This is a genomic window from Gordonia sp. CNJ-863 (assembly GCF_001942325.1).
Classification (GTDB): domain Bacteria; phylum Actinomycetota; class Actinomycetes; order Mycobacteriales; family Mycobacteriaceae; genus Gordonia; species Gordonia alkanivorans.
In genome coordinates this window covers 124,286-146,861 of sequence record NZ_MKKG01000011.1, presented here as the reverse complement: position 1 = coordinate 146,861, position 22,576 = coordinate 124,286, and the positions used below count along the sequence as shown (strand labels likewise).

At 68.0% G+C, this 22,576-nt stretch carries 19 protein-coding genes, 1 tRNA gene and 2 pseudogenes; 9 read left to right on the top strand and 13 right to left on the bottom strand.

What is annotated here, in order from left to right; all coding sequences use genetic code 11:
* Positions 1-9: 9 nt before the first annotated feature.
* The 3 genes from BJF87_RS06535 to BJF87_RS06525 all read right to left on the bottom strand — a co-directional run bounded on the left by BJF87_RS06535 (position 10) and on the right by BJF87_RS06525 (position 2,901).
* Complete coding sequence (locus BJF87_RS06535; protein ID WP_035750422.1) at positions 10-708, bottom strand: septum formation initiator family protein; 699 nt, start codon at positions 706-708, stop codon at positions 10-12.
* 12 nt (positions 709-720) lie between these two features.
* Positions 721-2,004: a phosphopyruvate hydratase gene (gene eno, locus BJF87_RS06530; protein WP_035750420.1), complete on the bottom strand. Its 1,284-nt coding sequence runs from the start codon at positions 2,002-2,004 to the stop codon at positions 721-723.
* 126 nt (positions 2,005-2,130) lie between these two features.
* Entirely contained in the window at positions 2,131-2,901 is a 771-nt protein-coding gene (locus BJF87_RS06525; RefSeq protein WP_035750419.1) for a lytic transglycosylase domain-containing protein, read from the bottom strand.
* A 423-nt stretch (positions 2,902-3,324) separates the two neighbouring features.
* Between BJF87_RS06525 and efeU the strand changes: the two genes are divergently transcribed.
* Genes efeU through efeB form a run of 3 tightly spaced genes read left to right on the top strand, consistent with a single transcriptional unit; the run spans position 3,325 to position 6,828 of the window.
* A complete protein-coding gene (efeU, locus tag BJF87_RS06520; protein WP_075862838.1) occupies positions 3,325-4,308 on the top strand; it encodes an iron uptake transporter permease EfeU in 984 nt (327 codons plus the stop codon).
* Positions 4,309-4,315: 7 nt separating this feature from the next.
* Entirely contained in the window at positions 4,316-5,506 is a 1,191-nt protein-coding gene (gene efeO / locus BJF87_RS06515; RefSeq protein WP_262338890.1) for an iron uptake system protein EfeO, read from the top strand.
* Positions 5,503-6,828 carry an iron uptake transporter deferrochelatase/peroxidase subunit gene (efeB, locus tag BJF87_RS06510; protein WP_035750412.1) on the top strand — a complete coding sequence of 442 codons (1,326 nt, stop codon included), beginning with the start codon at positions 5,503-5,505 and terminating at the stop codon, positions 6,826-6,828. The genes efeO and efeB overlap by 4 nt, the downstream gene beginning before the upstream one ends.
* Positions 6,829-6,854: 26 nt before the next feature.
* Here the strand turns inward: efeB and BJF87_RS06505 are convergent, their stop codons facing one another.
* The 6 genes from BJF87_RS06505 to BJF87_RS26615 form a co-directional block, all read right to left on the bottom strand.
* Positions 6,855-7,760 carry a MazG family protein gene (locus tag BJF87_RS06505; protein ID WP_035750409.1) on the bottom strand — a complete coding sequence of 302 codons (906 nt, stop codon included), beginning with the start codon at positions 7,758-7,760 and terminating at the stop codon, positions 6,855-6,857.
* A gap of 56 nt (positions 7,761-7,816) precedes the next feature.
* The gene (gene mfd / locus BJF87_RS06500; RefSeq protein WP_042375942.1) at positions 7,817-11,392 is read right to left on the bottom strand and encodes a transcription-repair coupling factor; all 3,576 of its coding nucleotides are present in this window, start codon (positions 11,390-11,392) and stop codon (positions 7,817-7,819) included.
* Positions 11,393-11,439: 47 nt separating this feature from the next.
* Positions 11,440-12,696, bottom strand: coding sequence for a Dyp-type peroxidase (locus BJF87_RS06495; RefSeq protein ID WP_006359490.1), 1,257 nt, complete (start codon positions 12,694-12,696; stop codon positions 11,440-11,442).
* Positions 12,689-13,234 (bottom strand): copper chaperone PCu(A)C, encoded by a 546-nt coding sequence (locus tag BJF87_RS06490; protein WP_006359491.1) that lies wholly within the window; start codon positions 13,232-13,234, stop codon positions 12,689-12,691. The genes BJF87_RS06495 and BJF87_RS06490 overlap by 8 nt, the downstream gene beginning before the upstream one ends.
* A gap of 76 nt (positions 13,235-13,310) precedes the next feature.
* The gene (locus tag BJF87_RS06485) at positions 13,311-13,679 is read right to left on the bottom strand and encodes a hypothetical protein (protein ID WP_262338889.1); all 369 of its coding nucleotides are present in this window, start codon (positions 13,677-13,679) and stop codon (positions 13,311-13,313) included.
* Positions 13,676-13,849 (bottom strand): hypothetical protein, encoded by a 174-nt coding sequence (locus BJF87_RS26615; RefSeq protein WP_262338888.1) that lies wholly within the window; start codon positions 13,847-13,849, stop codon positions 13,676-13,678. Before BJF87_RS26615 ends, BJF87_RS06485 begins: the two co-directional genes overlap by 4 nt.
* Positions 13,850-13,923: 74 nt before the next feature.
* Between BJF87_RS26615 and BJF87_RS06480 the strand changes: the two genes are divergently transcribed.
* Complete coding sequence (locus BJF87_RS06480; protein WP_006359493.1) at positions 13,924-14,472, top strand: GNAT family N-acetyltransferase; 549 nt, start codon at positions 13,924-13,926, stop codon at positions 14,470-14,472.
* Positions 14,473-14,479: 7 nt separating this feature from the next.
* Here BJF87_RS06480 and BJF87_RS06475 read toward each other — a convergent pair whose 3' ends face one another.
* Positions 14,480-16,063 (bottom strand): cation:proton antiporter family protein, encoded by a 1,584-nt coding sequence (locus tag BJF87_RS06475; protein ID WP_006359494.1) that lies wholly within the window; start codon positions 16,061-16,063, stop codon positions 14,480-14,482.
* 165 nt (positions 16,064-16,228) lie between these two features.
* On the opposite strand from BJF87_RS06475, the gene BJF87_RS06470 reads away from it, so the two are divergent.
* Positions 16,229-17,023 carry a dioxygenase gene (locus tag BJF87_RS06470; protein ID WP_035750403.1) on the top strand — a complete coding sequence of 265 codons (795 nt, stop codon included), beginning with the start codon at positions 16,229-16,231 and terminating at the stop codon, positions 17,021-17,023.
* Positions 17,024-17,056: 33 nt separating this feature from the next.
* On the opposite strand, the gene BJF87_RS06465 is transcribed toward BJF87_RS06470, so the two are convergent.
* Together BJF87_RS06465 and BJF87_RS06460 are read right to left on the bottom strand one after the other, a co-directional pair.
* Entirely contained in the window at positions 17,057-17,758 is a 702-nt protein-coding gene (locus tag BJF87_RS06465) for a TetR/AcrR family transcriptional regulator (RefSeq protein WP_006359497.1), read from the bottom strand.
* Between the two features lie 105 nt (positions 17,759-17,863).
* Entirely contained in the window at positions 17,864-18,526 is a 663-nt protein-coding gene (locus BJF87_RS06460) for a vitamin K epoxide reductase family protein (RefSeq protein ID WP_006361225.1), read from the bottom strand.
* A 197-nt stretch (positions 18,527-18,723) separates the two neighbouring features.
* Between BJF87_RS06460 and BJF87_RS06455 the strand changes: the two genes are divergently transcribed.
* From BJF87_RS06455 to BJF87_RS06440, 4 genes and pseudogenes are all read left to right on the top strand, one after another.
* Positions 18,724-19,368, top strand: coding sequence for an ABC transporter permease (locus tag BJF87_RS06455; RefSeq protein WP_035750881.1), 645 nt, complete (start codon positions 18,724-18,726; stop codon positions 19,366-19,368).
* Positions 19,365-20,690: pseudogene (locus tag BJF87_RS06450) on the top strand (ATP-binding cassette domain-containing protein). The gene BJF87_RS06455 and the pseudogene BJF87_RS06450 overlap by 4 nt, the downstream one beginning before the upstream one ends.
* Positions 20,687-21,502, top strand: a complete 816-nt coding sequence (locus tag BJF87_RS06445; RefSeq protein WP_006361222.1) for an ABC transporter permease — start codon at positions 20,687-20,689, stop codon at positions 21,500-21,502. The pseudogene BJF87_RS06450 and the gene BJF87_RS06445 overlap by 4 nt, the downstream one beginning before the upstream one ends.
* Positions 21,499-22,466, top strand: a pseudogene (locus BJF87_RS06440) (glycine betaine ABC transporter substrate-binding protein). Before BJF87_RS06445 ends, BJF87_RS06440 begins: the two are co-directional and overlap by 4 nt.
* A gap of 22 nt (positions 22,467-22,488) precedes the next feature.
* Here the strand turns inward: BJF87_RS06440 and BJF87_RS06435 are convergent.
* A tRNA-Gln gene (locus tag BJF87_RS06435) sits at positions 22,489-22,560 on the bottom strand.
* Between the last annotated feature and the right edge of the window lie 16 nt (positions 22,561-22,576).

The following is a 22,576-nucleotide window of genomic DNA, read 5'->3' as shown; positions in this document are numbered from 1 at the left end:
TCTCTGACCTCACTGCGCGGCGGGCGGAGTCGACAGGGTGTCCCAGAGGTTGCCGTACCAGGGTGCGCGGGCGCGCTCCTCGGCACGTTCGGCGGCCTCGCGGCGGGCCTGGTCGGCGGGGAACAACATCACGAGCGGGATCTCTCCTGGCTTGACGAACTGCAGACGCGTCCGCGCCTGGGCCTCGATGTAGGCGGGGTCGTTCTGCTCGTTGACCTTCTGCTGGTAGTCGGCGACCTCGCGCCGCAGCTGTTCGTTCGACGCGGTCAGTTGACGGAACTCCGACCGCTGAGTGAAGTAGGTCCGCAGCGGCATCGCCAGCGTCAGGGCGACGACGCAGACCACGACGACCGTGATGACGAGTGTCGCCACGGTCGCCGGGGTCATCTCGAAACGACGCAGACGAGCACTCAAACCGGACCGCATCCGGCTGCGGGACGCGTTCGGCCGGGGACGACGAACCGGTTCGGCCGGCGGGGCGGCTGTGTCGGCCGCGGTCCTCTGGGCTTCGTCGGCGGTGTCCTTGGTGGCGTCGGTGATCAGCTCCTGCTCACCGGTCTCGACGACCGAGGCCGGTGCGACAGGTCGGGCCGGACGTCCGGACCGATCGTGCCGTCGCGTGCGACGGGCGTCGCGTACGCGCGGATCGGCCTTCCGATCACGCGCACGCTGACGCCCGTCACCGCGGTGACGTCGCTCCGAACCCATGAAGACAGCTAATCACGAACCAAACGAGAAACGCGGGAAGGCGAGGTCGCCCGCGTAGCGTGCCGCATCGCCGAGACCCTCTTCGATGCGCAGCAGCTGGTTGTACTTGGCGACACGCTCGGAACGAGCGGGCGCGCCGGTCTTGATCTGGCCACAGCTGCAGGCGACGGCGAGGTCGGCGATGGTGGTGTCCTCGGTCTCACCGGACCGGTGGCTCATCATCGACTTGTAGCCGTTGTTGTGCGCGAGGGCGACGGCATCGAGGGTCTCGGTCAGCGTGCCGATCTGGTTGACCTTGACCAGCAGGGCGTTGGCGATGCCCTTGGAGATGCCCTCTTCGAGGCGCTCGGGGTTGGTGACGAACAGGTCGTCGCCGACGAGCTGCACCTTGTCACCGATCGACTCGGTCAGCTTGGCCCAACCGGTCCAGTCGTCCTCGGACAGACCGTCCTCGATCGAGACGATCGGGTAGTCGGCGATGAGCTTCTCGTAGAACGACACCATGTCGTCGGCGCCGAGCTCCTTGCCCTCGAGCTTGTAGGCGCCGTTGGAGTAGAACTCGGTCGACGCGGCGTCGAGCGCGATGACGACGTCACGGCCGAAGTTGTAGCCGGCCTTGCCGACGGCCTCGCCGATCACGGCGATCGCAGCCTCGGTGTTCGGCAGGTCGGGGGCGAAGCCGCCCTCGTCGCCGAGCGCGGTGTTCAGGCCCTGCTTGTGCAGCACCGACTTGAGCGCGTGGTAGACCTCGGCGCCGCAGCGGAGGGCTTCCTTGAAGGTGGGAGCGCCGACCGGGGCGATCATGAACTCCTGGAAGTCGATGCCGTTGTCCGCGTGCTCACCGCCGTTGATGATGTTCATCATCGGGACCGGCAGGATGTGGGCGTTGGGGCCGCCGATGTAGCGGAACAGCGGCAGACCGGCCGACTCGGCCGCGCCCTTGGCCACCGCGAGCGACACACCGAGCAGCGCGTTGGCGCCGATGCGGCTCTTGTCGGGGGTGCCGTCGCAGTCCAGGAGTGCCTGGTCGACGAGACGCTGTTCCTCGGCCTCGATGCCGATCACCGCGGGTGCCAGCTCGCCGAGGACACCCTCGACGGCCTTGGTGACCCCCTTGCCCAGGTACCGCTCGCCGCCGTCACGGAGCTCGACGGCCTCATGTTCGCCCGTGGAAGCGCCCGACGGAACGGCGGCGCGGGTGAAGGTGCCGTCGTCCAGGACGACCTCGACCTCGACCGTCGGGTTTCCCCGCGAATCGAGAATCTCGCGCGCACCTACCTGCTCGATGATTGCCACGGCTGAACCCCAATCTCGGTGGACGTGCCGGCTGTGATGCCGGTCGGTAGGTCAAAGAGTAGTGGCTGCACCCACGGTCCACGAGACAAGGTCTCGTGCCACGGCCGGAACCGTCCGGCTCCCGGGTCAGAAACGGACGTTGATCGAGTAGGCGTTGGCGTGATCGCGCACGTCGAGGACGTAGGCCATCGAATTGTTGTACCTGCGGACCGCCTTCTCCCAGCCCTCGGCGACGGTCATGTCGTTGCCCGAGGAGACGCACAGGTAGCGGGCGGCGGACAGCGCCGCGTCGTCGATGTTGTCCGGGTCGGGGACGCCGTCGCCGCTGGCGTCCACGCCGTAGCGCTTCCACGTCTCCGGAATGAACTGGAACGGTCCCATGGCGCGGTCGTGGGTGGAGTCGCCGTCGAGGCTGCCGCCGTCGGTGTCGCGGATCTCCATGTTGCCCTTGGTGCCGTCGAGCTGAACCCCGCGGATCGGCGGGCTGACGTCGCCGTTGGCGGCGACACTGGAACCCCGATAGTGCCCGTGCTTGCTCTCGACGCCGGCGATGCCGGCCAGCGTCGTCCACGCGATGCCGCATTCGGGGTGCTGCTGCCGCTGGATCTCCGCGGCGTTGCCGTATGCCTGCAGGGACACGACGGGGATGCCGGTCGACTCGGAGATGGGGTCGGCCCACTCGCGCATCTTGTCGGCGGTGCGGCCCGGTGCGTTGATGTCGATGTAGGGCTGCGGCACGCCCGCGCCGGGCGGGATGCCCTCGGGGATGTCGGGCCTGTTCAGCGACGGGAGGTCGATGCATGCGGAGAGCAGCACCGTCGAGGCGACCGCCACACAGCCCGCCACCAGCCCGTTCCTCCACGAGCGACGGTTCCGCCCCCGGCCCAACACACGCATTCCCCGTTCACTCCTGTCTCAGGTCTGTCGAATAGATCTGGGGCGAGCCGATGCCCGCCCGAGCGACCACGATCGCACATGCCGCGGCGTGCTCGCCTCGGCAACACACAGCGACCCGGTCACAGGGGACAACTGCCGGCGGTCGCCTTCGGTTCCCGATGGTCGGTCGGGACTTCGACGCGGCGTCGCCCACCGTGCGGAATCCGATGCTCGACGCCGATCCCGACATACCGGTCACGGCACCGGCGGAGGTCTGGAAATCACAGTGCGTCGAATCCCGCTGATCAGGCCCCCTCTGGCAGGGATCCGGCCCACCGGTGGGGCGATGTGCCCTATGCGACACACCCTCTCCGGTCTAACGTTCCTATGGCTAGCCTCACCACACACGTCGCCGCTGGGCGTCGAGGAGATGGACCACCGGGAATGTATTACGTATCGGCACTCGCCTCGAGCGGCATTGCGGTCCTGGCTGCCGACGGACCGTCGGTCTGGACGCAGATGGTAGGGAGCGCGCTCATCGGTCTGCGCGAAGGCCTCGAGACCGGGATCGTGGTCATGGTCCTGATCGCCTTCGTCGTCAAGACCGACCGCCGAGACGCCCTCAAGTGGATCTGGGCGGGCGTGGGTGCGGCGGTGGCGATGACGCTCGTGGTGTTCCTCGTGATCCACTTCGGCACATCGACGATGACGCCGCTCGCGGCGGAGACCATCGCCGGCGTCGCGTCGCTGGTGGCGGTCGGGATCGTGACGTTCATGGTGCTGTGGATGAGCGAGGCCTCCTCCCACATCTCCGCCGATCTCAAGAGCGGGATGTCGAAAGCGCTTCTCGCCGGCGGCGCCTCGGTGCTGGGTCTGGCGTTCCTGGCCGTCGGCCGCGAGGGCTTCGAAACGGCGCTGCTGATGGTCGGTTACGCCGAGAGCGTGTCGGGCGGACTGTGGCCGTTGCTCGGACTCGTGATCGGCATCCTCGCCGCCGTCGCGCTGACAGTGCTGATCTACCGCGGAGCGATCCGCATGAACCTCTCGGTGTTCTTCACCTACACCGGCCTGTTCCTGATCGTCGTCGCCGCCGGAATCCTGACCTACGGCATCCGGGCCTTGCAGACGGTCGGCTGGCTGCCCGGCCTCGGCAACACCGCCTTCGACATCTCGGCGACCTACGACGCCTCCTCCTGGTACGGCACGATCCTCGGCGGCATCTTCAACGTGCGCCCGGATCCGACAATCCTGCAGGTGATCGCCTGGATCGTCTACGTGGTGGTCGTGACCACGATCTTCTTCCGTCGACAGCGCGCCGGCCATCGGGCCCCCACCTCGAAGACCCCCGCCGCCCGGAAGAGCGCAACGCCCGACGAGAGCTCCGCGCCCGCGGAGCCCGCCCCCGAAAGGAATCCTCAGTGCTCGTAGACCCGTGGTGGCCGCAGCTGCGGCCGCGGTGGTGATCTCCCCTGTGCTCCTCGCCGGTTGTACCGAGAAGGGCAGCTCCGAGGGCGCGATCGCGGTGACCTCGACCGCCGACGCCTGCGATCTCGCGACCACCGAAGCGACGACCGGCAACGTCGATTTCGCGATCACCAACTCCGGCGACAAGGTCACCGAGTTCTACGTCTACGGCAACAACAACCGCGTCCTCGGCGAGGTCGAGAACATCGGCCCCGGACTGTCCGGCAATCTGACCGTCGAGATCGTCGAACCCGGCACCTACACGGTGGCGTGCAAGCCCGGCATGGTCGGCACCGGCATCCGAACCGAACTCAACGTCGGCGGCGAGCGCAAGGAGAAGGCCGACGTACCCGCAGACGTGACCGCCGCCAAGGCGCAGTACCTCGAGTACGTCCGCAATCAGCTGAACACCCTGCACGCCCAGACGACGTCCTTCGTCGACAGCGTCAAGAAGGGCGATCTCGACGCGGCGCGTGCGCAGTTCGGTCTCACGCGTACCCCGTACGAACGGATCGAGCCGGTCGCCGAGTCCTTCCCCGATCTCGACCCCGCCATCGACATGCGATGGGACGATACCGAGGACGGCACCCAGCCGTTCACCGGCTTCCACCGTCTCGAACGGTTCCTGTGGCCGCCGCAGCCCGCCGAGATCGGCGATGCAGCCGGCCAGATCACGCCGTCGGATGCCGCGAACGCCAAGGCGACCGACAATCCGCAGGCCATCGCCGAGATCGCCGACGGTCTGCTCGCCAACGTGACCAGGCTCCGCGACTCGGTCAGCAAGCCGGACTTCGAGTTCGAGACCCTCTCGTTCGTGAAGGGCCCGCAGGCCCTCATCGACGAGGTCGCCGCCACCAAGGTCGACGGTGAAGAGGACCGGTACTCCCACACCGACCTGTGGGACATCGCCGCCAATCTCGACGGGTCGGAAACCGCGATCGCGACGATGCAGCCGATCATCTCCGCCAAGAACCCGGCACTGATGGACAAGATCACCGCGCAGTTCACGACCGCGCGCGACTCGGTGAACAGATACCGTAACGGCGACGGCTACGTGTCCTACATCGAGGTCACGCCCGAACAGCGCAAGGAGCTGCCCACTCAGATCGACGCGCTGTCGGCCACCCTGTCCCAGGTGCCGGGAATCGTGTTGCAGCAATGAGTGATCCGGCCCGCCACCCCGACGACGCGCAACCAACCGAGCCCGTAGGCCGCACGACGCGACGTGGTCTCTCGCGTCGTGCGATCCTCGGCGGCACCGGTGCCGGACTGCTCGTCGCCGCGGGCGGGATGGCCGTCGGCCGTGCCACCACGCAGGCCCCGGCGACCGACCACATCGTCGAATTCCGGGGTCCACGGCAGGCCGGGATCATCACCGCCGCACAGGATCGGCTGCATTTCGCGAGCTTCGACGTCGTCACCGACAACCGAGACGAGCTCGTCGCGGTGCTGCAACGCTGGACCGACGCGGCCGACCGCATGACCCGCGGCGAGGAGACCGTCCCCGACGGCGCCACCGGCCTCGGTGAGTACACACCACCCGCCGATACCGGGGAAGCGTTGGGGCTGAGCGCTGCTCACCTCACGCTCACGATCGGCTTCGGTCCCGGGCTGTTCGGTCCCAGCGCGTCGGCTCCCGACCGCCCCGACCGGTTCGGTCTCGCCGACCGTCGACCGCCGGCGCTCGTCGACCTGCCGATGTTCGCCGCCGAGAAGATCGACCCCGCACGGTCGTACGGCGACATCTGCGTGCAGGCCTGCGCCGACGACCCGCAGGTGGCGGTCCACGCCATCCGCAATCTCGCCCGAATGGCGGTGGGCGTCATGGCCGTCCGCTGGTCGCAGCTAGGGTTCGGCCGCACGTCGTCGACGACGCAGTCCCAGGACACTCCCCGAAACCTGTTCGGGTTCAAGGACGGCACCGCGAACCTGCGCGCCGAGGACACCGACCTCCTCGACCGCTGGGTCTGGGTCGCCCCGGAGGACAATCCACCGTCGGCGCAGTGGATGACCGGCGGGACCTACCTCGTCGCCCGGCGGATCCGGATGGACATCGAACCGTGGGACCGCGCCAACCTCTTCGAGCAGGAACAGATCGTCGGACGCACCAAGCGATCCGGCGCACCGCTCGGGAAGGCCGGCGAGTTCGACGACCCCGACTTCGCGATCACCTCCGGTGGGACCCCGATCATCGCGCGCAACGCCCATGTGCGGCTGGCACATCCGGACAACCTCGGCGGGGTGCAGATCCTCCGCCGCGGTTACAACTTCACCGACGGGACCGACGGCTTCGGCCACCTCGACGCCGGGCTGTTCTTCATCGCCTTCAACCGCGACACCGGCAAGCAATTCGTGCCCATGCAGCAGGTCCTGTCCCGGCAGGACGCGATGACCGAGTATCTGATCCCCAACGGCTCGGCGAACTTCGCCATCCCACCCGGCCTCGGACCCGGCGAATGGTGGGGGCAGCGGCTCTTTGAGTGACCTTCCGCGACGGCGGTCGCTCACCATCAGTCCGGGAGCACGCTCTCCCAAGCTGCACGCGAATCCAGTTCGATGCCCAGCTCTTTCGCGCGCGCCTCGGCGTCCCGGACCGACGCCATCAGCGCCAGGGCCTTGTCTCGGGTCTGCGCCTCGACGCTGTCGTCGCTCGGGGCGACGGTGACCGTCCACGTCTCGGCCGGAATGGTGTCCACCGGATACGACGCCGCGGTGAGCCGTTCGAAGATCTTCTGCAGCAGGGCGAGCGACGGCTGCGTGGTGGCAACGCCGTCGAGGACGGAGCCGCGCTTCTTCTCCGCGGCCTTGCGTTCCTCCCACTCGCGGATCTGGGTCTCCAGGTCGGAGTGGGCGCCGGACAGCACGCCGGGGGTGCGGCCCATCACCTTGGAGGTGAAACTGCGTGCGACGTCGTCGATGTCGAACGGCGCGTCCGGGTCGTCGGCGGCGATGCGCGCGTGGAAGAGCACCTGCAGCAACAGATCCCCGAGTTCTTCCTTGAGCTCGAGCTGATCACCGGCCTCGATGGCGTCGAGCAGCTCGTAGACCTCCTCGAGGAGGTAGCGACGCAGCGAGTGATGGGTCTGGGTGCTCTCCCAGGGGCCGTCGCGGCGCAACGTGTCCATGAGCGCGACGGAATCGAGGAGCGCCATCCCCGAGACCTTCTGCGTGGCGATGACCTGCTCACCGCGGGCGGCGCGGGCACGCACGAGGGGGTGATCGGCGTCGGTGCTCACCAGCACGGAGTCGACGGGCGTCTCACCGAGCACCTCGTCGAAAACCGGTTCGACACGGTCGAACTCCCAGAGCAGGGCAGCGGGCACGTCCTCGGTGACCTTGACCGATCCGGTGAGCCAGGCGCGCGCCCGGATGGGGATCAGGTCGGGCCGTGCCGGGTCCAACAGCACCACCGTCATTCGTTGTACGCCCTCTCTCGACCCCCGTGGATTTTCCTGCCCCGCTGAGTGGTGTTCTAAGCGTTCGGCTCCGGCTTGAGCTGCGTGAGGAACGTCGTGAGGTACTCGATGAGCTCGTCGTCGCGCAGACGTGCCGAACCGACTCCCCCGGTCCGCGGAATCGGGAGCGTGACCACCGACGTCGTCGCGCGGAAGGTCGCCGAGGAGTAGAGCCTGCGGAGACGCACCTGCTCGCTGTCGAGGAGCGGCAGCGGCGAGATCTTGACGCCCTGTCCGGCCAGTCCGATCTCGGTGATGCCGCGCTCGCGGCAGCGCAGACGCAGGCGGGCGATCGACGCCAGACGCGTCGTCTCGACCGGCGGCGGACCGTAGCGGTCGTTGAGTTCGACGAGCACCGCGTCGACCTCGGCGTCGTCGGTGGCCGACGCCAGCTTGCGGTACGCCTCCAGACGGAGACGGTCCGAGTCGACGTATTCGACCGGGATGTGCGCATCCACCGGCAGGTCGATCCGCACCTCCCCGGTCTCCTGGGTCTCGACGGGCTTGCCGTCGGCCGCGGCGCGATACGCCTCGACGGCCTCGCCAACGAGCCGCACGTAGAGGTCGAAACCGACGCCCGCGACGTGGCCGGACTGTTCGGCGCCGAGAACATTTCCGGCGCCACGCAATTCGAGGTCCTTGAGCGCCACCGCCATACCGGCGCCGAGTTCGTTGTTCTGCGCGATCGTCGCGAGCCGGTCGTAGGCGGTCTCGGTCAGCGGCCGGTCCGGGCTGTAGAGCAGGTAGGCGTAACCGCGTTCACGACTACGTCCGACTCGTCCGCGCAGCTGATGGAGCTGCGAGAGACCGAGGTTCTCGGCGCGGTCCACGATGAGCGTGTTGGCGTTGGAGATGTCGAGACCGGTCTCGATGATGGTCGTACAGACCAGCACGTCGTACTCGCGGTTCCAGAACCCCGACACCGTGCGCTCCAGCTGATCCTCACCCATCTGACCATGCGCGACAACGACTCTCGCCTCGGGGATCATTGCGGCGATGTCCTTGGCCGTCTTGTCGATGGTCGAGACGCGGTTGTGCACGTAGAAGACCTGGCCGTCGCGGAGCAACTCACGACGGATCGCCGCGGCCACCTGTTTCGGCGCGTAGGCGCCGACATAGGTCAGCACCGGGTGGCGCTCCTCGGGTGGGGTGAGGATCGTCGACATCTCGCGGATGCCGGCCATCGACATCTCCAGGGTGCGCGGGATCGGCGTCGCCGACATGGTCAGCACGTCGACGTGGGTGCGCAGCGACTTGATGTGTTCCTTGTGTTCGACGCCGAATCGCTGCTCCTCGTCGACGATCACGAGGCCGAGGTCCTTCCACGTGATACCGGTCTGCAGGAGGCGGTGGGTGCCGATGACGATGTCGACCTCGCCCTTGGCCATCGCCTCGGTGATCTCGCGGGATTCCTTGGCATCGGTGAAGCGCGACAGTCCGCGTACCCGCACCGGGAAACCGCTCATCCGCTCGGTGAACGTCTGCAGATGCTGTTGCGCGAGAATGGTCGTCGGCACGAGGACGGCGACCTGTTTGCCGTCCTGCACCGCCTTGAACGCGGCGCGCACCGCGATCTCGGTCTTGCCGTAACCGACGTCGCCGACGATGACGCGGTCCATCGGGACCGGACGTTCCATGTCGGACTTGACCTCGGCGATGACGGTCAGCTGATCGACCGTCTCGGTGAAGTCGAAGGCGTCTTCCATCTCCTGCTGCCACGGGGTGTCGGGCCCGAAGGCGTGGCCCGGGGCGGCATGACGCGCGGCGTAGAGCTGCACCAGCTCGCCGGCGATCTCGCGAACGGCCTTGCGCGCCTTGCGCTTGGTGTTCTGCCAGTCCGACCCGCCCAGCTTGGACAGCGACGGCTGCTCGCCACCGACGTACCGGGACAACTGGTCGAGCGCGTCCATCGGCACGTACAGCCGGTCGGCGGGCTGGCCGCGTTTGCTCGACGCGTACTCGAGGACCAGGTACTCGCGACGCGCACCCGAGACGGTGCGTTCGATCATCTCGACGAACTTGCCGATGCCGTGCTGGTCGTGCACGACGAGGTCGCCGGCGGCCAGCGCCAGCGGGTCGACCTGGTTGCGGCGCTTGGCCGGGAGCTTGCGTCCGTCACGGACGTTCGCGACGCGCGTACCGGTGAGATCCGCCTCGGTGACCACGACGAGTCCGGCGTCGGCACAGACGATTCCGGCGCGGAGCGTGGCCCCGAAGACCGTGACCTCGCCCGGTTCGGGACGATGCCCCGGCTCGGCGATCACGTACGGCACCTCGGCCTCGGACAGCCGCTCGCCGACTCGCTGGGCGGTGCCCTTGCCGGTGACGACGATCGCGGCGGTCTTGCCGTCGGACACATGCGCCCGGAGCTGGGCGAACGTGGCCGCGATCTCGCGCTCGTCGCCGCGCGGTGCGGGTCCGGGGGTGAGGTCGAGTTCGAGTTCGTTCCCGCTGCCGGTGGACAGCGGTGACAGCGTCCACCACGGGCGTTTGGCCTGTAGTGTCGCTTCGCGCACGTCGCCGAGCGAACGATAGGCGCTGGCCTGCAGGTCGATGCCGGTTCCTGACCGCGGGTCGATCGGGGCGTTCGCGCCCATCGCCGCGGCCGTCCACGACGCCTCGAGGAACTCCGCACCGGTCTTGGACAGGTCCGCGGCGCGGGTCCGGACCTTCTCGGGGTCGAGGATCAGCACGCGTGTCCCGTCGGGGACGACCTCGGTGAGGAGTTGCATCTCGCCGTCGACGAGCGCCGGGATGAGCGCTTCCATTCCCTCGACGGGGATGCCCTCGGCCAGTTTGCCGAGCATCTCGGTGAGTGCGGTGTCGTCGGGGTTCTTCGCCGCGAGATCGCTTGCGCGCGTGCGCACCTTCTCGGACAGGAGTAGTTCACGACCCGGGTGGATGCGTACCTCGGACGCGTCGACCTCGGGCTGGCTGCGCTGGTCGGCGACCGAGAACGCCCGGATCTCGGTGATCTCGTCGCCCCAGAACTCGACGCGGACCGGGTGGTCGGCGGTCGTCGGGAAGACGTCGAGGATGCCGCCGCGGACCGCGAACTCGCCGCGGCGTCCAACCATGTCCACCCGTTCGTAGGCCATCTCGACGAGCTGCGCCAGCAGTCCGTCGAAGTCGACCTCGATGCCCTCGCGCAGCGTTACCGTGGCGACCTCGCCGAGGCCCGGCGCCATCGGCTGCACGAGCGAGCGGACCGTGGTGACCACGACCCGCAGCGGGTTGTCGCCGGGATTGGCGAGACGGTGCAGCACCGCCAGTCGCTGGCCGACGGTGTCCGCGCTCGGCGACAGCCGCTCGTGCGGGAGGGTCTCCCACGAGGGGAACTGGGCCACCGAGTCGGCGTCGTCGAGGAGTTCGGCCAACTCGGCCGTCAGGTCATCGGCCTCGCGACCGTTGGCCGAGACGACCAGCAGCGGGGCCTCGGCGCCGGCGGCCAGACAGGAGACGAGGAACGGCCGGGCGGCGTCGGGTGCGGTGATGTCGAGGCGACGTTCGGCACGGCGTTCGTGCACCTCGCGGAAGGATTTGTCCGCACACGCGAGCGCGGCCAGACCGGACAGGGCACGGGGCGTCGACACTCCGCCGATTGTATGTGCCGCGCCTCGTGCCCCCTCAGGCCGGTCGATCAGCCCAGCAGGCCCTGCCCCAGTACCTCTCCTCGACGAGCCCCGGGAAGGACGGCGTAGACCGCCGATCCGATGGGCGTCGTCCATTGATTCAGCGCGTCGTGTTCGGCCAGCCGCGCCTGGACCGGCACGTATTGGGCGTCGACATCGCGCTGGTAGGCGGCGAACAGGAGGCCGCTGTTGGAGATGGGGATGGTCCCGTCGGCATCGGGTTCCGGCGGGTCGTCGTAGTTGTAGCCACGCCGCAGGAATCGCTCCGTCGGTGTCCGGTGACGGGCGCGGGCGATGTGCGACGACGCCGGGATGGCGGGCAGCCCGTCGACGATCTTGTCGAAGTCCGGGTCGTCGTGTTCACCTCCCCCGCTCAGCGGCGCACCGTCGGTGAGGGTGCGTCCCACCGACAGTTCCTGGCTGCGCGGGTCGACCTCCTGCCATCCGTCGAGATCCATGGCGATCCGACGCAGCACCATCGACGTCCCGCCGGCGAACCACGGCTGTTCGGCGCCGTCGTCCCAGACCAGGGTGTCCGAGTCGGCGGGCCCGAGGTTCACGGTTCCGTCGACCTGCCCCATCAGGTTGCGCATGGTCACCTTCTCGTCCTGGCTGCCGCGGGAGTTGCGGAAGCCGCGCTGGACCCATCGCAGTCGGACCCGTCCCGCCACGTTCGCCGTCAGGACCCGGGTCGCGTGGGCGACGGTGACCGGGTCGTCGGAGCAGATCTGCAGCAGCAGGTCCGTCTGTCCCCAGCGCCGCTCGTCGAGTCGGTCGATGGGGTACGCCGGAAGCGGATGCAGCCACCGGGGCCGTCGGCCCTCCAGTCCCGTCGCGGTGAAGGCGCCGGGGCCCAGGCCGACCGTGACGGTGAGCCTGGCGGGCAATCGGGCGAGTTCCGGTTCGCTGTCGGCCAGCGCCGGCGTACCCCTCGTGAGCCGGGCGGCGTCCTCGGTCCAGACCCGGAGAATCCCGGCGAGCGCCTCCCGCGCCTGCGGCCCCCGATCTGCCGAGAGATCGAGTCCGACGTAGTTGACGTGCGCGGTGGGCGGGGTCGTCACCCCGGCCTGGTGCACGCCGTGGAACTCGACGACGTCGCCGCCGTGCGTGGCGTCCCCGGCTGCGTCCGTGGACCGCGCTGCGATCGCCGTGGCTCCGACACCGAGACCGGCGGCTCCCGCGACGCCTGCGATCAGGCTGCGTCGCGAGAGGGCCGGGCCCCGGCCCCGTCTTCTGCCGTCACCGTGGCTGGTGGACTCAGCCATCACTGCCGGTGTCCGACGAGCCGTGGCCCGGCGTGTACTCCTCGTTGGCTCCACGGAAATCGCGTGCGTGCGCGACCATCTCGCGTGTGGAACCGTCGCCGAAGCGCAAGGTGATGGTGACCGTCTGACCGGCCTCGATCGGCCGCTTCAGGTCCATCAGCATGATGTGGTTCCCGCCGGGTTCGAGCGAGACCGTCTGACCGCCGGCGATCTTCAGGCCGCCGTCGACCTGGCGCATGGTCATGGTGCCGTCGCCGGCCGGGGCCATCTCGTGCACCTCGACGCGGTCGGCGACATCGGTGTCACCACCGGTGAGGGTCACCTCGCGGTCGGAGGTGTTGGCCACGGTGCCGAACGCACCGGTCATCTGCTTGTCGGATGCCTTTACCCACTGGTCGGTGATGGTCACCGAGTCGGCCTGGGTGGCGGGGGTGTCGTCGGAGGAGCATGCGGTCGTGACGGCCAGCGGAAGTGTCAGCGCGGCGAGGATCGCCAGCGGGCGACGAGCCCGGCGGGTCGTGGAAGTGCTTGAGAACATGGATGTTTCGCCTTTTCGGGTACGCGAGTCACCACCGGGGCTCCTGGGCGCCGGCGGGAAATGGAGGAATCAGGGGTCAGACCGGGAGGACCGGCGGACCCCGAGTCCAGATACCCCTGCGACCGAACAGCGGTCGCAGCGGATCGACCGCACCCGCGACCACGAGGACATCCCCGACCGCGATCAACGGAGGCGTCGTGGACGCCAGGATGCGTGAGCCGACACGGCGTGCACACTCCTGCGCGCCGACGAGCAGACCTGCGGAGATCAGCAGCGCCGCAACGTGAAAACCGATCATCGTCGGGCCGGGTAGCAGCGGCGTCGACGCGTGGTGGCCGCCGGTGTGCATCGCCAGATGCCCGAGAAGCTGCGCGACGGTGAGTGCCGCACCGACGGAGAGGATCTCGGTCGCGCGTCCCCGCGTCCCGCCCACCGCCCCGCTCACCCAACCGAGTCCGGCACTGATGGCGACCAGAAGGACAACGTGCGACGACGTCGGGAGGCTCCCCCGGCGAGCGCGTGCGCCCCGACGCTCAGCGACCCGGACGTCATGGCGGCGACGACCGACCAGTGCACGCGCACAAGTCGTTCGGCCGGATCGGACGCCACAGGCATACCCCCGAGCGTACGCCCGCTATTACGCGGAGTAGTAGCCAAGTGGTGGCCCACACACCACTAGTCTCGTCAGAATGCAGGGAGCCCGGACCGACGACATGGGGGTGACGGTGCGCGACGCCGTCGAGACCGACCTCGCGGGCGTGGCGGACATCTACCGCCACTATGTGGAGAACACCGTCGCCACCTTCGACTACGTGGTCCCCTCGCACACCGCTTGGCTGGCGAAGTACCGCACGATCCGCGAGGCGAACAGGCCCTTCGTGGTCGCGACACTGTCTGCGGAGTCCGACCAGCACATCGTCGGCTACGCCTACCTGGGCACATTCCGCGCCATGCCGGCCTACGACCGCTCCACCGAGGACTCCATCTACGTCCGCCCCGGCCTGGGGGGCCGCGGCGTCGGATCGGCGCTCATGGCCGGGCTGCTCGATCGGGCCGATCCTGAGAACGTGCGACAGATCGTGGCGGTGATCGCGGCGACCGGTGGCGAGGGATCGGTCGCCCTGCACTCGCGGTTCGGGTTCACCGAGGTCGGTCGCCTGCGGTCGATCGGCCACAAGGCCGACCAGTGGATCGACTGCGTCTACATGCAGAAGGACCTCTGGGAGCCGTCCTCGTAGTCGGATCTCAGCGGTCGAGGCCCGCGGCCTCGGCGGCGGCGTCGGCCAGACCGACGCCGGTGCCCTCGTAGATGTGGAAGGCGACGTCGGCACCCCGCCCGAGCAGTTCGTCGCGTTCGTCGTCGTACTGCGCGACGACGGCGATGGTCCCCTCGAATTCACGCTCCTCGACTCGATCCAGTGCCACCAGGTTGGACCCGTGGAACGGCATGGCGAACACGAGGATGTCGAGGTCGGAGACGCCCTCGCACCGTTCCCAGAACCCCGTCTCGGTCGCGTCGGCCTCGATCACCCGTAGTCCGCGCGCACGAAGATCGGCGACCTTCAGCGGATCGTTCTCGACGCCGACGACATTCAGCCCGTACTCGTCGACGAGACGGTTGTAGACCGAACTGCCCACCCGGCCGAGACCGAAGACGACGGCACGGGCGGGAGCGAGGTCGATCGCCGCGTCGTCGGGATGGGCGCTCGCGGCGGCTGTTCTCGGGACGTAGGCCGAGAGCCGGGCCACCAGCCCGGACCCCCGACGGTTGACGAGGGTCGAGAACACGAAGCTCGCCGCGACCGCGACCGAGGTGACCACCAGCCAGTCGTCGTCGAGCAGGTCGTTGCTCACGCCGTTGGAGATGACGATGAGGCCGAACTCGGAGAAGTTCGCCAGCGCCAGACCTGCCAGGATCGAGGTGCGCCGACGTAGGCCGAACATGGCCAGCACGAGGGTGAACAGGGCCGCCTCGAGCGGCAGGAGGACCACGAGGACCAGGCCGAGGAGCACGGTGTCGAGGGTGGGCGTGACGTGGAGTCCGATCGAGACGAAGAAGCCCACCAGGAGCAGTTCTCGGAGACCGAACAACGTGCGGGACAGCTCTCCGGCACGCGGATGCGAGGCCAGCAGCACGCCGACGACCATGGCACCGAAGTCGCCTTTGATGCCGACCGATTCGAACAGCCAGTATCCCGGTACGAGCGCCATCGTCACGCCGAAGAGGGTCTGGAGTTCGCCGTGTCCGAGGCGGTTCCACAGTCGCCGGACCACCCAGGCACCCGGGATCAGCAGGACCAGCGCGAACGCCCAGGGACTCGGCGGTTCCCCGCTCATCGACGTGAGGTAGGCGACGGCGACGACGTCCTGGAGGACCAGGATGCCGATCGCGATTCGGCCGTACAGCGAGCGGGACTCCGAGCGTTCGTCGAGCACCTGGACCACGAACACCGTGCTCGAGAAGGACAGCGCGAAACCGAGGAGCGCGAGCGTCTGCCAGCCCTCACCCATGAGCATCCGGACGCCGATGGTCGAGAGCAGTCCGAGGAAGCCGGTGGTGAGACCCATGATCACCGCGAGGTTGATGGCGGTGGTGAGGAAGACCTCGCGCCGGAACAGCATCCGGAGGTCCAGCTTGAGGCCGATGGTGAACAGCAGGATCGTCACGCCCAGATCTGCGAGCGTGTCGATGATCGGCAGGTCGTCGATGCCCGGGGCGTGCAGGATGAATCCGGCCGCCAGGTACCCGACCAACGTCGGCAGACGGACCAGTCGAGCGAGGAATCCGCATCCGAAGATGACGACGAGATAGATGCCGACTGTCTCCACGCGCCGGGAGTCCCTTTCTCTCTGGGCCGCGAGCGGCCGACGGGGATGTCTGGAACGTTATAGCCGCACGCGAGACGACGTGCGGCGGCCACGCCGATTGCCCGACCAGAGCGGGCATCCTGGGCCTCGGGAACAAAACGGACCACAGTCCGGTTAAGATCGGGTATGTCCAGCTCGAACTCCCCCACCCGGCAGCCGGCCCTGTTCCTGTCCCACGGCGCCCCACCCCTCGTCGACAGTCCCACCTGGGTCCGCCAGCTGAAGAAGCTCGCCGGCGGCCTCGCACGGCCGACAGCGATCCTCATCGTGTCGGCGCACTGGGAGGCGGCGCCCCTCACCATCGGCTCCACCGACTCCCGGACGCCGCTGACCTACGACTTCGGCGGCTTCCCGGAGAAGTACTACCGCGTCCAGTACCGGTCGCCGGGCGCCCCGGACCTGGCCCGACGCGTCGCCGCGATGATGCCCGACGGCGAGACGATCGCCCACGACCCCAACCGTCGCCTCGACCACGGCGCGTACGTGCCGATGACCGTCATGTACCCCGAGGCGGACATCCCGGTCCTGCAGATCTCCCTACCGACCCTCGACCCGGAGCGGCTGCTCGACCTCGGTCGACGCCTCAAGCCGCTGCGCGACGAGGGCGTGCTGATCATCGGGTCCGGTTTCACCACCCACGGCCTGCCGTTCCTGCGCGACTGGCGACCCGAGGCGACTCCCCCGAGCTGGTCGGCCGAGTTCGACTCGTGGGCCGCCGAACGATTTGCCGCGGGAGATGTGGAGTCGCTCATCAGGTTTCGCCAGACCGCGCCCGGGATGCCGTATGCGCATCCGACGATCGAACACTTCGCGCCGCTGTTCGTCGCGCTCGGTGCCGGCGACGACGTCGAACAGCGTCCGGATCAGGTCATCGACGGGTTCTGGATGGGACTCTCCAAGCGGAGCCTGGTACTGGCTTGACTGCTGCCTCAGGTGCGAGGAAGCCTCGAAGCGTCAGGAGTCCTCGGCGGTGGTCCGTTCGCGGGGCTCGACGTAGTCGGGGCCGACGAGATCGGGCGACGGGTCGAGGCGGGTGAGCCCGTTCCAGCAGAGGTTCACGAGGTGGGCGGCCACGACCTCCTTCGACGGCTCGCGGACGTCGAGCCACCACTGCGCGGTCGACGACACCATGCCCACCAGGGCCTGGGCATACAGCGGGGCGAGGGCGGGGTCGAAGCCGCGGCGCTCGAAGTCGCCGGCCAGGATGTGCTCGACCTGGCTGACGGCATCGTTGAGAAGGCTTGAGTAGGTGGCCGTCTCGCCGGTCGCCGCGGTGCTGTCGCCGCGGACGAGGATGCGAAACCCGTCCGTGCGCTCCTCCATGTAGGTGAGCAACGCGAGCGCGACCTGCTGGATGCGGTACAGCGACCGGTTCTTCGACAGCGAGGCGGTCACCATCTCGAGCAGCGTCTCCATCTCGCGGTCGACGACGACCGCGTAGAGACCCTCCTTGCCGCCGAAGTGCTCGTACACGATCGGCTTGGAAACGCCTGCGCGCTGCGCGATCTCCTCGATGGAGGTGCCCTCGAAACCGCGTTCGGCGAACAGCCCGCGCGCCACCTCGATCAGCTGTAATCGCCGCTGCGCACCGGTCATCCGCGCCCGGGGCGCGCGCTGCACCTCGGTCGCACCCTCCGCCGGACGTCCGATCGCCATGGGCCCAGCCTAGGACGAGTCGTCGCGGAATCAAGAATGTTGCGCCATTTTTCGCTCCCTGAGGTGCGAGGAGCGTAAGCGACGAGCCACGAAGGGTCCCCGCCCTCAGTACAAGCTCGACCAGTACGACCAGAACCGGATGGCGATGAGCACGATCACGAGCCCCACGGCGAGGACCAGGATCAGGGCGTGGCTACGGGCGACCGCGAGCGCCGCCCCGGATCGCGAGGTCAGTCCGCTCGCATGGAGGTTGCGCACGCTGACGAAGACGAAGATCGGCAGGGTCGCCGCCCACACGACCATGCAGTACGGGCACAGTGCGCCGATCGAGTAGAGGCTCGAGTAGATCAGCCAGCAGATGAAGGCCATCGCCAAGGTCACACCGACCTGCAGACCCGCCCAGTACCAGCCCGCGAGACGTGCACCCGCGAGGATCGCCACGCCGGTGGTGATCACCACCGCGAATCCCGCGATGCCGAGCAGCGGGTTCGGGAACCCGAACAGGGCAGCCTGCGGCTTGGCCATCACCGAACCGCAGCTCAGGACCGGATTGAAGTTGCACGACGGCACGTAGTCGGGGTTCTTGAAGAGTTCGATCCGTTCGACCGTCAGCACGAACGACGCCACGAACCCGATCGCGCCGCCGACGCTCAGGACCCAGGCGACGATCCGCGTCCAGGAACGGACGGCTTCGGCCAGAAGGGCCCGGTCGTCCGGATCGAGCTCTGCTGTGGTCGGTGTTGCATCGGCGGGGGCGCTCTCACTCACCCATCCAGGATGACACTGCCCGACGTGGTCACCGACGGTCGGCGTGCACCGAATCGTGCCGACTCTGCACCGGCCGCAACCGGTGGAGGGTTATCCGCCCACGGTGAGGGTAAAGGCACGCGTGATCGGACAAACGTCGGCACCGGCCCACGCCGATGCGTAATGTCGGATTCACCAACGGGGATGGGAACACAACCGTGCAATTGTGGGATTACATCGGCGACAACGCTCGCTCTCTCACGTTCTTGACATATCAACACGCGTCGCTGTCATTCCAGACCGTGCTCGTCGGCACCCTCGTCGCCATCGCGGTCGCCGCGCTCGTCTACCGGCTTCCGCTGGCCGCCGCGCTCACGCTGACGTCTAGTCGTGTGGCACTGACGATTCCGTCGCTCGCCCTGCTCGCGCTGCTGATCGTCCCGTTCGGGCTCGGCGTGACACCATCGTTCCTGATGCTGGCGTTCTTCGCGATGCTGCCGGTGATCGGCAACGCGGTGGTCGGCTTGCGGTCGGTGCCGCCCGCGGTCGTCGAATCGGCCCGCGGGATCGGGCTTTCGCGGTGGCGCATCCTGCTGACGGTCGAACTACCGATCGCCTGGCCGGTGATCCTGACCGGAATCCGGGTGTCCACACAGATGATCGTGGGCGTCGCGGCGATCGTCGCCTACGTCCTCGGCCCCGGCCTCGGATCACTGATCTTCAACGGGCTCGCACGGCTCGGCGGCGCAAACGCCCTCGAATCAGCGCTGGCCGGAACGCTTCTCATCGTCGTCATCGCGCTCGTCTTCGACGCTCTCCTGGTTCTGCTCGGCCGACTCACCATCTCCAAGGGACTCTCATGACCGACTCCACCACCGCCCCGCCGTCGAAATCCTCGGCAGGCCAACCGTCGTCCGGCGCGAACGGTCGCGTCGTCACCGGCGAATCGATCCGTCTCGAAGGCGTCGTCAAGCGCTACCGGGGCCAGACCAAGCCTGCGGTCGCGCAACTCGACCTCGAGATCGACGCCGGTGACATCGTCGCCTTCGTCGGCCCGTCGGGCTGAGGCAAGACGACGACCCTGAAGATGATCAACCGGCTCATCGAGCCCACCGAGGGTCGTATCTACATCGGCGGGCGTGACGTGACCGCGGAGAACCCGGACAAGCTGCGCCAGTCCATCGGTTACGTCATCCAGTCCGGCGGGCTCTTCCCCCACTGGTCGGTCAGCAAGAACATCGGCACCATCCCGCGAATCCTCAAGTGGGACAAGAAACGCATCGCCGAGCGCACCGAATACCTCATGGACCTGGTCGGACTCGACGCCGCGACCTTCGCCGACCGTCTGCCCAAGGACATGTCGGGCGGTCAGCAGCAGCGCGTCGGTGTGGCCCGTGCTCTGGCGGCCGACCCGCCCGTCCTGCTGATGGACGAGCCGTTCGGTGCCGTCGACCCGATCACGCGAGCCCGCCTGCAGGACAAGCTCATCGCCATCCAGCACGAACTGGGCAAGACGATCGTCATCGTCACCCACGATTTCGAAGACGCAACCAAACTCGGCGACAAGGTCCTGATCCTCTCCGAGGGCGGGCACATCGAACAGTTCGCCCCGCCAGAAGAGATCCTCGCCAACCCGGCCAGCCCGTTCGTCGAGGAGTTCGTCGGTTCCGGTGCGACACTGGCTCACCTGACCCTCACCCGCGTACGCGATGTCGAGATCCGCCAGGTGGTCACCGCCCGCGTCGGCGAAGGGTCCGGCACCGTGGTGAACCGCGCCCGAGCCGCCGGCGAGGACTGGCTGGTCGTCGTCGACGAACACGGCCGGCCGCGAGCCTGGCCCAGCATCGCGGAGGTCTCCGCCAAACCCGAGGTGTCGGATTACCTCGACCCGCGCCTACCGGTCGTCGCACAGTCGTCGACGCTCAACGACGCGCTCGACTCGATGCTCGCGACCAGCCAGGGCGGCGTCCTCGTCACCGACGGACGCGGCGCGGTCATCGGCGCGCTGAACATCGCGTCCGTGATGGAGGCCATCCGCGGACAGCTCGCGGATGTCCGCGACGACGACCACGTCGGCTATCTCGACCACACCGAGGGGTCCGCACCTGTCGACACACCGGTCATCGCAGCCGAGGACGAGTCGTCCGCCGCCGACACGGCCGACGAACCGAGCGCCGAACGATGACCTCCGTCGCCGACGAGTCCGCGCGGGTCACCGCGGCAGCAGAGGCACCGGTCCAACCACCTCGGAGCGGTTTCCGACGCCGGTTCGCGAAGCTGCCCATCGACGTCTGGTTCGAACCGCTGGTCATCATCGTCATCGGCGTCGGGTTCCTGATCTGGTATCAGCGCACGACGTTCACCTCCACCGAGAGCGCCTCGATGGCATGGCCGGCGCTCCGAGCGACCATCCTCGACCACATCGAGCTCACGCTCGTCGCCACCGTGATCGTCGTGTGTATCGCCATCCCGCTCGGCATCGCACTGACCCGACCATCCCTCAAGTGGCTCAACCCGATTGCGGTCAACATCGCCAACATCGGGCAGGCCGCTCCCGCCATCGGCCTGCTGGTGCTGTTCACGTTCTGGCTCGGCACCGGTTTCAACACGGCGGTCATCGGTCTCGTCGTCTACGCGGTGCTCCCGATCCTGCAGAACACGATCGTCGGCCTCCGGCAGGTCGACCAGCGCACGGTCGAGGCCTCCCGCGGCATCGGATTGTCCGCGGTGCGAACGCTTTTCCAGGTCGAGTTGCCGCTCGCGGTGCCGGTCATCCTGAACGGTGTGCGCACGGCGCTGGTGATCCTGGTCGGCACGGCGACCCTGAGTACGTTCATCGGCGCGACGAGCCTCGGCACGCTCATCACCACCGGTATCACCCTGTTCCTGCCGAAACTGCTGGTCGCCGGCGCGGTGCTCGTCGCACTGCTGGCGATGACGATCGACTGGCTCGGACGGCTCGTCGAGTTGGCCGCGACACCGCGGGGGATCTCATGAGAAAGTCCGTCCTGGCCGTCTTCACGGCGATACTCATGGTCGTGGTCGCAGGCTGCGGGCTGGTCAGCTCGTCGGGCACCTTCCGCGAGGCATTCCTCGCCGACGGCTCGACGCCCTTGGAGGGTACCGAGATCCGGGTGACGTCGAAGAATTTCAGTGAATCGGTGCTGCTGGGCAAGATCACCGCGACCTACCTCGGCGCGGCGGGGGCGTCGGTCAAGGATCTGACGAACGCACCGGGTTCGATGTCGTCGCGCCAGGCACTCCTCAACGGCGACGCCGACATCCTCTGGGAGTACACCGGAACCGCCTGGCAGACCTACCTCGGCGAGACCGAGACGATCTCCGACCCGAACGAGCTGTGGAAACGGGTCCGCGACGCCGATCGCGCCAACGGCGCCGAGTGGTTGCCGCCCGCGGCGTTCAACAACACCTACGCGTTCGCGGCGTCGGCACCAACGGCCAAACGTCTCAACGTGAAGACGATGTCGGACATCGCGAACCTGCCGGTGTCGGAGCGGACGTTCTGCATCAACGACGAGTTCCTGAGCCGCGCCGACGGAATGATCCCGATGCTGGAGGCCTACGGAATCCCGCTGGGCACGCCCGATGGCGTACCGAAGGACAACGTGACAGTCATGGACTCCGGGGTCGTCTACACCTCGACGGCGCGCAGCGAACCGTGCAACTTCGGCATGGTGTATTCCACCGACGGCCGGATCAAGAACCTCGATCTCGCGGTACTCACCGACGACCGGAAGTTCTTCCTGCCGTACAGCGGTTGCGTGGTCTTGAGCACGCGCCTCAACAAGGAGCTCCCCAGATCGCCGAACTCATGGCACCGGTGTCTGCGAAGCTCACCGACTCGGTGATGCAGGAACTCAACGGCCGCATCGACATCGACGGTGAGGACCCCGCCGACGTCGCCTACGACTGGTTGCAGGCCGAGGGCTTCGTCGCCTAGCGGCGCACACACTTCGCAAGAGCTCCCCCACCAGGACTCGAACCTGGAATGCCTGAACCAAAATCAGAAGTGTTGCCGATTACACCATGGGGGAATACTGCGCTGACGAT

What these genes read in the sequence shown, in the direction of transcription:
- BJF87_RS06525 (WP_035750419.1), bottom strand. Translation starts at nt 2,901, where the DNA reads ATGCGTGTGTTGGGCCGGGGGCGGAACCGTCGCTCGTGGAGGAACGGG.
- BJF87_RS06505 (WP_035750409.1), bottom strand. Translation starts at nt 7,760, where the DNA reads ATGACGGTGGTGCTGTTGGACCCGGCACGGCCCGACCTGATCCCCATC.
- BJF87_RS06480 (WP_006359493.1), top strand. Translation starts at nt 13,924, where the DNA reads ATGCAGGGAGCCCGGACCGACGACATGGGGGTGACGGTGCGCGACGCC.
- BJF87_RS06490 (WP_006359491.1), bottom strand. Translation starts at nt 13,234, where the DNA reads ATGTTCTCAAGCACTTCCACGACCCGCCGGGCTCGTCGCCCGCTGGCG.
- BJF87_RS06535 (WP_035750422.1), bottom strand. Translation starts at nt 708, where the DNA reads ATGGGTTCGGAGCGACGTCACCGCGGTGACGGGCGTCAGCGTGCGCGT.
- BJF87_RS06465 (WP_006359497.1), bottom strand. Translation starts at nt 17,758, where the DNA reads ATGGCGATCGGACGTCCGGCGGAGGGTGCGACCGAGGTGCAGCGCGCG.
- BJF87_RS06445 (WP_006361222.1), top strand. Translation starts at nt 20,687, where the DNA reads ATGACCTCCGTCGCCGACGAGTCCGCGCGGGTCACCGCGGCAGCAGAG.
- BJF87_RS06470 (WP_035750403.1), top strand. Translation starts at nt 16,229, where the DNA reads ATGTCCAGCTCGAACTCCCCCACCCGGCAGCCGGCCCTGTTCCTGTCC.
- BJF87_RS26615 (WP_262338888.1), bottom strand. Translation starts at nt 13,849, where the DNA reads ATGCCTGTGGCGTCCGATCCGGCCGAACGACTTGTGCGCGTGCACTGG.
- efeB (WP_035750412.1), top strand. Translation starts at nt 5,503, where the DNA reads ATGAGTGATCCGGCCCGCCACCCCGACGACGCGCAACCAACCGAGCCC.
- efeU (WP_075862838.1), top strand. Translation starts at nt 3,325, where the DNA reads ATGTATTACGTATCGGCACTCGCCTCGAGCGGCATTGCGGTCCTGGCT.
- BJF87_RS06495 (WP_006359490.1), bottom strand. Translation starts at nt 12,696, where the DNA reads ATGGCTGAGTCCACCAGCCACGGTGACGGCAGAAGACGGGGCCGGGGC.